Here is a 13,686-nt window from a genome sequence, read left to right as displayed (position 1 = left end):
TCTCTTCGATGAGGTACGTAATGCCAACTCACCACTCCTGTGCGGGCAAGCCCAAGCCCCTGACTGCTGCGCTTACCGCCACCCTGTTAGCCGTTGCGCTACCGGCCCTGGCCAACCCTGACCCAGCAGAATGGCAAGGTGTCGTGGCAGAAGCAGAAGGCCAAACCGTTTACTGGAATGCCTGGGGCGGCGATACGCGCACCAACCGTTACATTGATTGGGTAGCGCAACAAATGCAGGCGCAGTATGGCATTGAGGTGGAACACGTGAAGCTGGACGACACCGGCAGCGCGGTAGCGCGGGTGCTGGCGGAAAAGCAGGCCGGTAACCACGACGATGGCAGCATCGATCTGATTTGGATCAACGGTGAAAACTTCGCCGCGATGCGCGAAAGCGACCTGCTGTTCGGCCCCTTCGCCGAAGCGCTGCCCAACTTCGCTCTGACCAACGCCGCGGACAACCCCGAGGTCGTCACCGACTTTACCCTGCCCACCGAAGGCTTTGAATCGCCGTGGGGCAAGGCGCAGATCACTTTCTATTACGACAGCGCCCAAACCGAGTCGCCACCCCAAGATATGCCGGCGCTGCTCACCTGGGCTCGAGCCAATCCCGGCTAGTTTAGCTATCCACGTATTCCCGACTTCACTGGCAGCACCTTCCTGAAGCAGGCGCTGATCGAATTGACCGAACAGGATGAGGCGCTTTATCAACCGGTGGCAGAGAGCGATTTCGAGGCGGTCACCGCGCCACTGTGGTCATACCTGGACGCGCTACATCCACACCTGTGGCGCAGCGGGCGCTCCTTTCCTGATTCTGGCCCAAACCTGCGCACGCTGATGAGCGACGGCGAGCTGAGCCTGGGGTTCTCGTTCTACCCCACCGATGCTGCCGTGGCGGTCATGGAGTATGAGCTACCCGACAGCGTGCGCAGCTACGTGCTGGAAGGCGGCACGCTGGGTAACGTTCACTTTGTGGCAATCCCCTACAACTCGCCCCATAAAGCCGGTGCCATGGTGCTCGCCGACTTTTTGCTTTCGCCAGAGGCCCAGGCCGAAAAGCAGTCGCTGGCCATGTGGGGCGACCGCAGCGTGCTGGATATCGATCAGCTCGACGCCGCTGATCAGGCGCGCTTCCAACAGGGCGAACGCCACCCGTCAGAGCTACCGGCGGACGCGCTCTCGAACACCTTACCCGAGCCCCACCCCAGTTGGATGACCGCCCTGCAAGACGCTTGGCTTGAGCGCTACGGCGTCAACTAGCGCATGTTGCGACTGGCCCCGGCGTTCATCATCGCCTTGCTGGTACTCCCCGTTGGGGCGGGTTTACTCATGGTGCTGCTGCCGGCGTTCGGCTACCTGCCTGCGCTTGGCGGCCACAGCATTAGCCTAGCGCCCTGGCACATGCTGCTTATTCAACCGGGGCTTGGCCGTTCGGTCGCCGTCAGCTTTGCCAGTGGTCTGGTCAGCACGGCGATGGCGCTGATAATCGTGGTGCTGTTTCTGGCGGCCAGCCAGGGCACTTGGTTGGACCGCGCTATTCGGCGGCTGGTGTCGCCGCTGCTGGCCATTCCCCATGCCGCCGTTGCATTTGGTCTTGCCTTCTTGATCGCCCCGTCGGGCCTCCTGGCGCGGCTGTTTTCCCCAGCGTTGACGGGCTGGGAGCGCCCGCCGGATGTACTGATCATCAACGATCCCTGGGGGCTCTCCTTGATGGCGGGGCTGGTATTGAAAGAAGTGCCGTTTCTACTGCTGATGAGCTTGGCGGCGCTACCACAACTGGCCCCAGAAAAGCGTCTGATGCTGGCGCGGTCGCTGGGCTATGCGCCCACCATTGCCTGGCTAAAAACCGTGCTGCCTTCGCTCTACCCGCTGATTCGCCTGCCGGTGTATGCGGTGATCGCTTACGCAACCTCGGTGGTCGACATGGCGATGATTCTCGGCCCCACACTGCCACCCACGCTGAGCGTGTCGATTTTAAGCTGGTTTAACGACCCGGATATCAACCACCGCTTTATGGCCTCGGCTGCTGCGGTGCTGCAACTGGGGGTGACGCTGGCAGCGCTGTTATGCTGGTGGCTGCTGGAACAACTGACGAGCAACCTAATGGCCAACTGGCTCACCAATGGTCACCGCCACCAGGGCGACGCTTTCCTACGTACCGTGGGCCACTGGGCGCTGCTGGTGTCGACGGGTACTGCGCTGGCCGCCCTGGTCGGGCTGGGGCTGTTTTCAGTGGCCGGTTTTTGGCGCTTTCCCGATCTACTGCCGCAAATGTTTACCCTTGACCACTGGCAGCGAAGTGGCGCCATGCTGATCACGCCGCTGGTCAATACCGCCCTGATTGGGCTTGTCGCCACGAGCCTTGCCACGGCCCTGGTACTGGCGACACTGGAAAACGAACACCGCCAGCACCTAAAGCCCAAACGCGCCCTGTGGTTGCTCTACTTACCGCTGCTAGTGCCACAGATCGCCTTTCTGTTTGGCCTGGTAGTGGCCGCGGAAAGCCTGAACATTCGCCCTCAGCTCGCCCTGGTGATCGCTGGCCACCTGCTGTTCGTGCTGCCTTATATCTACCTGTCGCTTTCCGAGGCGTACCGGCGCCTGGATCCGCGCTGGCTACAGGTGGCACGCTCATTGGGTGTTTCGCGTAGCGCTGCTTTTTGGCGGGTACGTTTACCGTTACTGCTCGCACCGGTGTTAACGGCATTTGCCGTGGGCTTGGCGATCAGTATTGGCCAGTACTTGCCTACCCAGCTGCTGGGTGCCGGGCGTGTAACGACCGTCACGACCGAAGCGGTGGCCCTGGCGTCGGGCAGTAACCGACGCTTGATTGGCGTGTGGGCGCTTGTGCAAGCGGGCCTGCCGCTAATTGGCTTTATGCTTGCCCTGACGCTTCCCCGCTTTTTGGGCGTGGGCCGCCGTGAACTTTCGACGTAAAGGGATGACCGTGACTGCTACGCCTACCGCACCGCTACGCCTTGAGCAGGTTTCCATCGCCCTTGTAGGTCGCGAGCTGTTGGCGGTGGATGCCACCATTGCCCCCGGCGAAGTGCTGACGGTGATGGGTCCTTCTGGCTCAGGGAAGTCCACTCTACTGGCGTATATTGCCGGCTTTCTTGACCGCGAATTTACGGCCAGTGGTGGGGTGTGGCTGGGAGAACGTGACTTGTTGAACCGGCCTGCTGAGGCGCGCGGCATTGGTTTACTGTTTCAGGATCCGCTTTTGTTTCCTCACTTGAGTGTGGCGGGCAATTTGCGTTTTGGGCTACCGCGGCAAAGTAAGCATAAGCATCAACAAGTCACGCAAGCCCTTGAACAGATAGGGCTAGCGGGGTTTGAAGAGCGCGACCCAGCCACGCTTTCCGGTGGCCAAAAAGCGCGCGTAGCCCTGATGCGCCTGCTGCTTTCCAAACCCCAGGCGGTGCTGCTGGACGAACCGTTTTCAAAGCTGGATACCGCGCTTCGCAAGGAGATGCGCTCGCTAGTGTTTAGCCAATTGCGTGATGCCGGCCTGCCTGCGCTGCTGGTCACCCACGACCATGCAGATGCGGACGCGGCGGGAGGGCCAGTCATTGCGCTCGGCTGAACGCGCGCCGCGCCTGAGCATCGTCATCCCGGTGCTCAATGAAGCGCCGACGCTGGCAACCCATTTAATGGCGCTGCAAACGCTGCGTGCCCAGGGAGTCGAAGTGATCGTGGTGGATGGCGGGAGTGGCGATGACAGCGTGCGTCGTGCGAAGCCGCTGGCGGACCGTGTGCTCAGCAGCCCGCCCGGTCGAGGCGTGCAGATGAACTTAGGGGCTCACCATTCCAGCGCCCCGACCCTGCTGTTTTTACACGCGGATACTCACTTGCCGACAGGTGCCGTCGAACAGTTGCTCCACGCGCTTAATACCCACGATTGGGGCCGTTTCGATATCCTGCTCGCCGGTCACAGCCGCTGGCTTCCGTTAATCAGTAAAATGATCAACCAGCGCTCCCGGCTCACCGGCATCGCGACTGGCGATCAAGGCATTTTTGTGCGTGCCAGCACGTTCCAGGCAATCGGTGGTTTTCCCGAGCAGCCGTTAATGGAGGATATTGAACTCACCAAACGGCTCAAACGAGTATCGCCACCCGCCTGCCTGACGGCGAAAGTGATAAGCTCGGGGAGGCGCTGGGATCAGTTCGGTGCCTGGAAAACGATCCGCCTGATGTGGCGGCTGCGCTATCGCTACTGGCGCGGCGTCAGCGCCACCCAACTTGCCAAGGAGTATCGTGATGCCCGCTGAAACGCTGGCCAACCGCCCAGTGCTGCCGCAGCTTCACTTGCTGGCCAAGGCCCCGCTAGCGGGGCAAGCGAAAACGCGCCTGGCCCCGTTGCTGGGCAATCAAGGCGCCGCCAACGCCCACGCGGAACTGCTGCGCCACTGTGTCGCCAATGCTTGCCAGGCGCTACCGGCCGAAAACGTCACGCTATGGACAGCACTTGACCATGCACACCCCTTATTCATCGAGCTTCACGAGCAGTTTGGCCTGACCTTAAAGCGCCAGCCCGATGGCGACTTGGGCGCTCGTGTACGTCACGCTTTGAACCATACGCCTGGGCCCGCCATGGTAATGGGCAGCGACTGCCCGAGTATTACTAGCGCACTCATTACCGCTTGTGCGCAACAACTCACCCACCATGATGTGGTCATTCTACCTGCTGAGGATGGTGGCTACGGGTTGATCGGCGCCCAGCGCGACTATCCGGGCCTTTTTGAAAGCATTCCCTGGGGGAGCCATCAAGTGCTAAGCGCAACCCGCCAGCGCATCGAAGCGCTTGGCCTTCGCGCCGCTTATCCGGCCACCATCTGGGATGTAGACCGGCCCGAAGATTGGCAACGCTGGAAAGAGGTAGCCGCTGCGCTGTAAGGAAACAGCGCGACTGCCCACTGAGTTAGCAACGTTCACTCTGTTTACCCCTGCCGCCGGAGCTTACCGTGACCCGACAACGTTTACTGATCGCAGCGCTACTGGTCATTGCCATTGGTGTGTTCTTTGTCAGTGGTGCCCATCAGTGGTTCACGCTGGATACCCTCAAGGCTTACCAAAGCGACTTTCAAGCCGCCTTCGAGCAGCACCCATGGCGGGTCGCGGGCATCTTTTTTGCTATTTACGTGTTCATGACTACCCTATCGCTGCCTGGGGCAACGCTGCTGACTCTGCTGGGCGGCGCTCTATTCGGCCTTGGCTGGGGGCTGCTGATTATCTCTTTTGCCAGCACGTTAGGCGCCACGCTTGCTTTTTTACTCTCCCGCTTTCTGTTCCGCAACCCCATTGAAAAGCGTTTTCCGCGCCCATTTGAAGCGGTTAATCGCGGCGTAGAACGCGACGGCGCTCTCTACCTCTTCACCCTGCGTTTAGTGCCGGTGTTTCCGTTCTTTATGATCAATCTGGTGATGGGCCTCACCCGGATTAGAACATTCACCTTTTACTGGGTCAGTCAGGTTGCCATGCTTCCCGGTACCGCTATCTATGTGAATGCTGGCGGTCAGTTGGGGGAGTTGGAAAGCCTAGGAGGTATCCTTTCACCAACGCTCATCGCATCGTTTTTATTGCTGGCCATCTTCCCCTGGATTGCCCGTCGCATTGTGCTACTGGTCAAGAGGCGCAAGGCTTATCGGGGGTTTACACGCCCATCGCACTTTGACTACGACATTGTCGTGATCGGCGGCGGCTCGGCGGGGCTAGTCACCAGCTATATCGCCAGCGCGGTGAACGCTAAGGTAGCACTAGTGGAGAAACACAAGATGGGCGGCGACTGTTTGAATACCGGCTGCGTGCCTTCCAAGGCGTTAATCCGTGCTGCTCGCGCCGCCCATGAAATTCGTAATGCGCCTCGGTTCGGGGTAACGGCAAGTGAACCCATGATCGATTTTGCTCAAGTCATGGGCCACGTTCAGCAAGCCATCAGCGACATCGAACCCCACGACAGCGTTGAGCGCTACCAAAGCTTGGGGGTTGAGGTGTACCAGGAGCACGCCACGCTTATCTCTCCCTGGGAGATCCGGGTCGGCGATAAAACCCTGAACACGCGGCATGTGGTGCTGGCCACCGGTGCCCGGCCACGGATACCGCCCCTACCGGGTATTGAAGGTGCACCCGTTTTAACCTCAGAGACTCTTTGGTCACTCACTGATCTGCCTAAACGTCTGGTGGTATTGGGCGGCGGCGCGATTGGCTGTGAGCTGAGCCAGAGTTTTGCCCGCTTGGGTAGCCAGGTCACGCTGGTCGAAGGGGGTGGCCAACTACTGGGGCGCGAGGACGCAGAAGTCGGTGAACTGATCGAGCGCATACTGACCCAGGAGGGGGTCACGGTCATGACCGACGCCAAGGCGTTGGAAGTGCTGAACGACGAGTCGGGCTATCAGTTGGTGGTGGAGCATCAAGGCGAGCGCAGGCAGCTAGCCTTTGACCACCTGCTGGTAAGCGCGGGACGCCAGGCCAATGTCGAGGGTCTGGGGCTCGATGCATTGGGGATCACGACCACCCAGGCAGGCACGCTTGAACTGAACGAACGCCTGCAAACCCGGCTACCCAATATCTGGGCCTGTGGTGATGTGGCCGGGCCTTATCAGCTCACCCACGCTGCGGCCCACCAGGCGTGGCACGCAGCGGTCAACGCGCTGTTTGGCGAACTGAAAAGCTTCGCGGTGGACTACCGCTTTATGCCGGCGGTCACCTATGTACAGCCGGAAGTAGCGCGGGTGGGGCTGAACGAAAAAGAGGCCACGGCTAAAGGCATTGCGTTTGAGGTCACCCACTACGCCATGAGCGAAAGTGACCGCGCCATCGCCGAAGGCGCCACTGAAGGCTTTATCAAAGTGCTTACCCTGCCCGGCAAGGATAAAATCCTGGGCGCAACGATCGTTGCCGAAAACGCCGGTGAGTGGCTGGGCGAATTCACCATCGCCATGAAACACTGCCTGGGGCTCAACAAGCTACTGGGCACCATTCACCCCTACCCCACGCTTGGCGAAGCTGCCAAGGCCACGGCGGGCGTATGGAAAAACGCTCACAAGCCTGAAACGGTGCTGGCAATATTGAAGCGTTACTTCAATTGGCGCCGAGGTAGGGATAAGTGAAATTACTGCTTATAGGCGCAGGGCATGCTCATGCCTTTGTACTGGAAGCTTTTGCCAAGCAGCCTGATCCAAGCGTCGAGATCACTGTTGTTAGCGATAGCCCTTTCGCGGCTTATTCGGGCAGCGTGCCAGCATGGCTAGCGGGTGAATGTACGCTACGTGAAACACAGATTGATGTGAAGGCACTCTGCCAGCGAGCCAAGGCACGCTTGGTGCTTGCTCCGGCTCGGTCTATCAATGCCCAAGCGCAATATGCAGAGCTAGCTGATGGAGAGCGAATCGTTTTTGATGTGGCTTCGCTCAATATCGGCTCAACGCTAACACTACCCCAGCAGCACGGAAAGCAACGCCCCAAGTTACTCGCCATGCGTCCGTTAAGTTCGCTCCATCAGCGTTGGCAGGCGCTGCAAGAGGATATTAGCTACCTACCCAGTGTTGGCATCCAACGCATTGTAAGCGTTGGCGGGGGGGCTGCAGGTTGTGAAACGTTGATGAGTGTATTGGCGCAGTTGCGCCATCTACGCCCAGATATTACCTGGCAAGGCGTGCTGATCACCGCATCCAAAACACTACTGCCCGGCGCCGGCAGGCTGCCCCGTTGGTTAATGGCACGGGCACTGAAGCGTGCGGGTATTAGCGTACACTCAGGCGTACGGGGCAACGCCTTGGTAGCGGGCGGGGTAAGCACTACAGAAGAAGGGCGAATAAAGGCCGATATCGTGCTCTGGGCGACCGGCGCCGTAGGCCAGCCGTGGCTAAAAGGCACAGCTCTGCCATTGAATGAGAAGGGCTTTATCCGCGTTAACGCATCGCTTGAGGTCGTTGGCCAGCCAGGAATCTTTGCCGTCGGCGACTGCGCGGCCTTTACACCACCGCTACCCAGCGCAGGCGTTTATGCGGTACGCATGGGCCCCATACTGGCGGATAATCTGCGTGCCGCTTGCCACCGCGAGACGCTAACCGCATGGAAGCCACCCCGCCGCGTGCTGGCGCTGATTGGAACCGGTGATGGCTACGCTATCGCCAGCCGGGGGGCGGTCGGTTTTGCAGGCAAGTGGGTGTGGCAATGGAAGAAGCGGATTGATGCGCGCTTTATCGCCCGCTTCAACCCGCCTTTTAAAGACTAATTACTACGATCAAATTCTAACTAAAAACTTATCGAGCGATGACCAGGCACGGCAAAAATTGACGAAAGGTTCGAGTTTACGGGGTTGTAAATGAGTACCTTGAGTCTATTTTTAACACAGCATGGTCGAGCGCAGATTGTTTTCAGTAGAATTTAGTTGCCTTCGCGCCAGCCACCCAAAACCCGACTATCTGGCCCAAAAAAGACCAACCGATCGTGATCGATCAAGTAACGATAGGCGTTTTCCATCATATCCGTGACGCGCTTGGCATCGCCCATTTGCGGACACGCCATACGTGTCGTTGCCAGTTCGCTAAACTCGATGCGCTGATTTTCGCCTAGCGTTACTCCACCGGTAAAACGGTTGCAGCCATCATGGCCGCTGACGCTACCATCGCGAGATATCTGGAAAAATGGTGTTTCCGGCATAGAGAGCCGTTCATCGGTGCCCACCAAGAGCAGGTTCCAGCGCTGCTCAACAATAGCGCCCGAAAGCGAGGAACCACTTTGCTCTTGTGGGGATGTGCTTGGCCCTGAAGTGCTGCTACACGCACTTAACAGTAGCGCAGCCGAGGCAAGCAGTGGCAGTAAACGCCAACCTTTCATGGTGATATTTCCTTCTATCATAGTTACCAGCTACCGCTGTTTTCCATGGAGGCCCAGGGCTCTTGCGGCGCCAGGGCGTCGCCCTTCTGCAACAGCTCTACGGAAATGCCATCGGGTGATTTTACAAACGCCATATGGCCATCGCGGGGCGGACGATTAATCGTAACGCCATTGTCCTGAAGGTGCTGGCAAAGTGCGTAGATATCATCCACACGGTAAGCCAAATGGCCGAAATTACGTCCGCCCGAGTACTCTTCAGGATCCCAGTTATAGGTCAGTTCAAGCTCGGGGGCCGTCAGCCGCTCTGAACGCGTCTCGTCCGCTGGCGCAGCTAGGAATACCAGCGTAAAACGGCCTTTCTCATTGTCTTTGCGGCGGACTTCTTTAAGCCCCAGCAGGTCGCAATAAAAACGCAGCGAAGCGTCTAGGTCACTGACACGCACCATGGTATGTAGATATTGCATATTGACTCCTGAGAAAACATTCTTAGCCATATTTTACAAAAACGTGACAGCGCCCACAAAACATCGCGACACTGTACAATTAAGTCATACCGTTTATCTTAGCTGGGTTTACCCGTCGGAGAAACCTATGGATTCAGTGACACAAGCCGTGCTTGGCGCAGCTATTGGCGGTGCTGTTCTGGGCCGGCGACTAGGACGTAAGGCCATCCTGATTGGCGCAGTGCTGGGCACTCTGCCGGACCTTGATGTGGCGTTAGATTACGGCGATGCCGTGGCCAATGTCACCGAGCATCGCGGGTTTAGCCATTCGCTGTTTGTGCTCACAGGTTTAGCGACCCTGCTGGCGCTTCTGTGCGCACGTTTTGCCCCAACAAAAAATATTAGCCTGCCACACTGGTGGTGCTTTTTTACGCTTATTCTGATCCCCCATCCTCTGCTCGATGCGTTGACCACGTACGGTACCCAACTGTTTTGGCCACTCAACTTAGTACCTGCGGCGTGGCCGATTATTTTTATTATCGACCCCCTTTACACCCTTCCTTTGCTGTTCGCAGTGGGAGTTGGCCTCGTATCTCTGCGAGTTAGAAAAGCCTGTACTTGGGGGTTGGCGATCACCTGTGTTTACTTAGCCTTGGCAGCTGGGGCAAAGCTAATGGTTGAACAGCGGCTTGCCCCTGCCCTTGCGGAGCAGGGGTTGGAAGATGCTCCCCTGCTGATACAGCCAACACCGTTTAATACAGTGCTATGGCGTGCCACGGTTGTGGATGGTGATCATTATTATGAAAGCTTGATTAGTGTGTTTGGCGGCGACAGTCAACCGCGCCTCGAGTCGCTGGTTCGTAACGCGGCATTAGAAGAACCCATCCTGACCAGCCTGCAAGGACAGCGCTTAGCGTGGTTTGCGGGTCCTTTCCTGCGCTATGAAGTGCGTTGGCTAAACGGTAAAGAGACGCTGATAGCCACCGATATCCGACTCGGCTTCCCAGGGTTTCATCCGTTTAGCTTCACACTAGCAACGCGAGAGGATGAGCGCTGGGTACCGCTAGCAGTGAGTGAGCAGGTACAAAGCTCACGCAGCATTCATATGACAACGCTATCGCGGCTTGCCGCTCGTGCCGCTGGCAATACCTCAGCCCTGTGTGCCAGCGACTTTGTAGAGCAACAGTGGCGGGCTGAGCATATTGGCTATCGTTGCTGAACTAACGTACTAGGGAGCGATACCTTGGCCACAGCCACTGTATTGTTCGCCATTATAGGTTAGCGTGACCCGGGCAGGAAAAGGCTTGCCGCTCATGCTGTCAAAGCAGGCACCAGCTTCGATGCGTACACGAAAAAATGGCGTCACATCGGCATTTTCAAGCACTACCCGCCCTGCTTCATTATCCATCACACTCACCATATAGGGTTGTTGCACACTCTCTTCCCCATAGTTGAGCTCCATCGTTAGTGTTGGCGTCTCGTTTGCCAAGGCAACTGACCAGCCCGGCTCATTGCCGCGGCCAAAGAACATCACGCCGGGTTGCTCAGTACGGGTTAACGCATCACGATGCTCGGCCAATGTGCATTGCAGCTGGCCTCGCGGCGTCTCGACGAGCGCCTTCTCACCCCGGTTCCAAAAGCTAATTTCGCCGTCTTGATAGCGAGCGCCGCTGGCCACTACCGCTTGGGGCAACCGCCATGCGCCGTGCAACGACCAAAGACGTAGATCATTGGCGTTGGTAGCGGTCACCAAATGCTGCCGAGCAGGCTCACAATGCCAAGCGTCAAAGCGCTGCGCAGAACCGGGGAAAAGCGACGATGGAAAAAAGGGGGCTCGGTTATCCTGCGCGGCTTGATTGGCAGCAGACGTTTCTGAGGAAGGCGTCGCCGCACACCCCCCGATGATGACCATCGCCCCCGCTGCGACGACGGCTCCACCCCATGCGTTTAACACCTTCATACACCACGCTCCCTTTATGTCTATTTCTTTTGCTGTCTGTATGGCTTATCCGCGCTTGAATGCCTGCAGATCATTCGTATCGATACTCTGTACCTGCGGGGGCAACCCCATCTCTTCACGTTTGATTTTAATCTGCATCTTTTCAGCTAGCCGCTCAGAATCGTCGTCTGTGGTACGGCCATTAAGCTCTGCCAACTGCGCCATGCCCTGATGATAGAAAGTAAGCAGGTCTAGCGCTGTACGGTTATTTTCTTCCACCGCTTTGCGTAGTTGAGAAAGATAGCCGCTGACTTGCGACAAGTGATGCTTGAGCTGCCAGACATAGCGCACCTCGGTCATCCATGGGCGCTCACGTAGTGCGGCAAACAGCGCACTGGTGGCCAGCAGGCCAAGTAGCACCCCTAACGCATTTAGCCAGAAGCTGCTGCCAAAGGTGGACGTTAAAAGCATTGAAAACAGAAGGCCAAAAATAATCAGTTGCCCCGCCATGGCAAAACTGATCATGCGGGCTTTGCGGCGGTAGGTCTCGGGGTCGTGATGTTCTAAGGTAAATACCATGGCCAGCCTCACTGTTTCTGCAAACGCTCTATGATACGGGGCTGGCCAGGGCAAACAAGTAATAGTGTAAGTGAGGGCTTAACTTAAACGCTCAGCGGCCGTTTTTAACAGATGCTCGGTGGTTTCCCAGCCGACACACGCATCGGTGACCGAGACACCGTAGCGTAGTGCACCGGGCTTTAGTGGCTGCTTACCTTCAAAGAGATGACTTTCCAGCATCAGTGCCACCAGGTTGGCTTCCCCCGCCTGACGCTGAGCTAATACATCCAACATAACCTCGCTTTGGCGGCGATGGTCTTTACGCGCATTGGCATGACTGCAATCTACCATCAACCGAGGATTTTGCCCGGCATTACGCAACGCGGCGGTAGCCGCCCGAACGTGTTGCGCCTGGTAATTGGGCTCACCATGACCACCCCGCAGAACCACATGGGTGTGAGGATTACCCACGGTTTGCTGAACCACCGGACAGCCTTGAAAATCTACCGTGAAACGTTGGTGTGGGTGAGCGGCGGCGCTCATGGCATCAATAGCGACCTGAACATCGCCGCTAGTCGCATTTTTAAACCCCACCGCAGCTGCGAGATCACTGGCAAGCTCACGGTGCAACTGCGACTCGGTCGTGCGGGCACCGATTGCTACCCAACTCAGTAAGTCATCTAAATAGGGCGCCAGCATCGGTTGCAAAAGTTCGGTGGCTACCGGCAGGCCACGCGCAGCCACGGCGAGCATTAATTCACGTGAGAGGGCCAAACCGCGGGACATATCACCGCGACCATCCAGTCCAGGGTCATAGGCTAACCCTTTCCAGCCCACGGTGGTGCGAGGCTTTTCAATATAGACACGCATGACGGGTAGAATCTGTTCACTCACCTCATCACTCAGCGCCGCCAAGCGGTCAGCGTATTCAAGCGCTGCGTCGGGATCGTGCACAGAGCAGGGACCTACAACGACCAATAGCCGGTCATCATGGCCACTTAAAATTTGCTGCACAGCATGGCGCTGGCGGGCAATTTGCTCACTTAGCGGGGCATTTAGCGAAATACGTTGACGCAGCTCAGCCGGCGTAGGCAGCCTTTTGGCTGTGGCTTCAAAAGGGTCTGTAGACGAAAGCTGCGAAGTAACGTGGGTAGCGTTGACTAGGGGGTTACTTACAACGGAACTGATGGACGCATTCATGATTAATTCTCCGTAATCGTATGACTTCGTGTGTCTAAGTGACCACCCAGGCGCACACGATCGGAGGTGGCAGCTAGCACCGATCGCGCATCGCTAAATCGCCAGCCATAGCCATAACCCACAAAGCCGATAGCGAAAGCGTTAGTCAGTGCGCGATAAATCATGATGTAGCTCCTTGATGAAATAATAATGATAAATAAACCCTAAAACGCCAAAAGCCCCGGCGGGGGTTACCGACCGGGGCTTTTGTGCTTGCGGCAGGCAACCGAGTGGTGTGCCTGGTGGCGCGACATTAGGCGTCGGCCAAGGGCACACCGTGGCTAAACCAATACCAATAAGAGACTGCGCAGCCACGATCTATACCTACGTCCACGCACACGCCGTCAGCCATATCTGGCTGTGGTTTCATTGTGCATGGCGTGATAAGTCGCTGCATGTCTCTATTCCGTTAGTTCCGCTGGTAAAGGCTAGCCCGAAAGTCTTGTCCGCTAAGGCTGCCGCTATGGCGCTTTAATTTATCCTGCCTGCAAGCGTTGCAAATGGCAACACTTAACCGACAAATGCTTGTATCCAGCCAATCGTGGCAGGCAACGCTGCCATGCCAACCAACACAACCACGCCTAGAAAAATGGATAGAAAGCCAGATTCGTCTTTATAGTCTTCGTCGTGATGGGCCATATTAGCCTCCCTTTATAACGGTGCTATT

At 57.5% G+C, this 13,686-nt stretch carries 14 protein-coding genes and 1 pseudogene; 8 read left to right on the top strand and 7 right to left on the bottom strand.

The window, feature by feature from the left end; translation table 11 throughout:
* Positions 1–20: 20 nt before the first annotated feature.
* The 7 genes and pseudogenes from ACW44H_RS02395 (at position 21) to ACW44H_RS02365 (ending at position 8,235) form a co-directional block, all read left to right on the top strand.
* A pseudogene (locus tag ACW44H_RS02395) lies at positions 21–1,259 on the top strand (ABC transporter substrate-binding protein).
* Positions 1,260–1,262: 3 nt separating this feature from the next.
* Entirely contained in the window at positions 1,263–2,936 is a 1,674-nt protein-coding gene (locus ACW44H_RS02390) for an ABC transporter permease (RefSeq protein ID WP_457506577.1), read from the top strand.
* 4 nt (positions 2,937–2,940) lie between these two features.
* Positions 2,941–3,585: an ATP-binding cassette domain-containing protein gene (locus ACW44H_RS02385; RefSeq protein WP_457508902.1), complete on the top strand. Its 645-nt coding sequence runs from the start codon at positions 2,941–2,943 to the stop codon at positions 3,583–3,585.
* Positions 3,572–4,270, top strand: a complete 699-nt coding sequence (locus tag ACW44H_RS02380; RefSeq protein ID WP_457506575.1) for a TIGR04283 family arsenosugar biosynthesis glycosyltransferase — start codon at positions 3,572–3,574, stop codon at positions 4,268–4,270. Before ACW44H_RS02385 ends, ACW44H_RS02380 begins: the two co-directional genes overlap by 14 nt.
* Complete coding sequence (locus ACW44H_RS02375) at positions 4,260–4,895, top strand: TIGR04282 family arsenosugar biosynthesis glycosyltransferase (RefSeq protein ID WP_457506574.1); 636 nt, start codon at positions 4,260–4,262, stop codon at positions 4,893–4,895. The genes ACW44H_RS02380 and ACW44H_RS02375 overlap by 11 nt, the downstream gene beginning before the upstream one ends.
* 68 nt (positions 4,896–4,963) lie before the next feature.
* On the top strand, positions 4,964–7,108 hold the full coding sequence (locus ACW44H_RS02370) for an FAD-dependent oxidoreductase (RefSeq protein ID WP_457506572.1): 2,145 nt from the start codon (positions 4,964–4,966) through the stop codon (positions 7,106–7,108).
* Entirely contained in the window at positions 7,105–8,235 is a 1,131-nt protein-coding gene (locus ACW44H_RS02365) for an FAD-dependent oxidoreductase (RefSeq protein WP_457506570.1), read from the top strand. The genes ACW44H_RS02370 and ACW44H_RS02365 overlap by 4 nt, the downstream gene beginning before the upstream one ends.
* 152 nt (positions 8,236–8,387) lie before the next feature.
* On the opposite strand, the gene ACW44H_RS02360 is transcribed toward ACW44H_RS02365, so the two are convergent.
* Positions 8,388–8,840 (bottom strand): META domain-containing protein, encoded by a 453-nt coding sequence (locus ACW44H_RS02360; RefSeq protein WP_457506568.1) that lies wholly within the window; start codon positions 8,838–8,840, stop codon positions 8,388–8,390.
* Positions 8,841–8,863: 23 nt separating this feature from the next.
* The gene (gene gloA / locus ACW44H_RS02355; RefSeq protein WP_457506566.1) at positions 8,864–9,304 is read right to left on the bottom strand and encodes a lactoylglutathione lyase; all 441 of its coding nucleotides are present in this window, start codon (positions 9,302–9,304) and stop codon (positions 8,864–8,866) included.
* A 127-nt stretch (positions 9,305–9,431) separates the two neighbouring features.
* Here gloA and ACW44H_RS02350 point away from each other — a divergent pair, with 127 nt between their 5' ends.
* Entirely contained in the window at positions 9,432–10,502 is a 1,071-nt protein-coding gene (locus ACW44H_RS02350) for a metal-dependent hydrolase (RefSeq protein WP_457506565.1), read from the top strand.
* Positions 10,503–10,511: 9 nt separating this feature from the next.
* On the opposite strand, the gene ACW44H_RS02345 is transcribed toward ACW44H_RS02350, so the two are convergent.
* From ACW44H_RS02345 to ACW44H_RS02325, 5 genes are all read right to left on the bottom strand, one after another.
* The gene (locus ACW44H_RS02345; protein WP_457506563.1) at positions 10,512–11,243 is read right to left on the bottom strand and encodes an MliC family protein; all 732 of its coding nucleotides are present in this window, start codon (positions 11,241–11,243) and stop codon (positions 10,512–10,514) included.
* A gap of 45 nt (positions 11,244–11,288) precedes the next feature.
* On the bottom strand, positions 11,289–11,801 hold the full coding sequence (locus ACW44H_RS02340) for a DUF3087 family protein (protein WP_113268521.1): 513 nt from the start codon (positions 11,799–11,801) through the stop codon (positions 11,289–11,291).
* 78 nt (positions 11,802–11,879) lie between these two features.
* Entirely contained in the window at positions 11,880–12,980 is a 1,101-nt protein-coding gene (locus ACW44H_RS02335; RefSeq protein WP_113268520.1) for a 3-deoxy-7-phosphoheptulonate synthase, read from the bottom strand.
* 2 nt (positions 12,981–12,982) lie between these two features.
* Entirely contained in the window at positions 12,983–13,144 is a 162-nt protein-coding gene (locus ACW44H_RS02330) for a hypothetical protein (RefSeq protein ID WP_167408765.1), read from the bottom strand.
* A 385-nt stretch (positions 13,145–13,529) separates the two neighbouring features.
* Positions 13,530–13,658 carry a hypothetical protein gene (locus ACW44H_RS02325; protein ID WP_274541997.1) on the bottom strand — a complete coding sequence of 43 codons (129 nt, stop codon included), beginning with the start codon at positions 13,656–13,658 and terminating at the stop codon, positions 13,530–13,532.
* Positions 13,659–13,686 lie beyond the last annotated feature (28 nt).

The organism is Vreelandella sulfidaeris Esulfide1 (assembly GCF_054072535.1).
The sequence above is the reverse complement of the archived record's forward strand: the minus strand, read 5'-3'. Positions and strand labels throughout refer to the sequence as shown.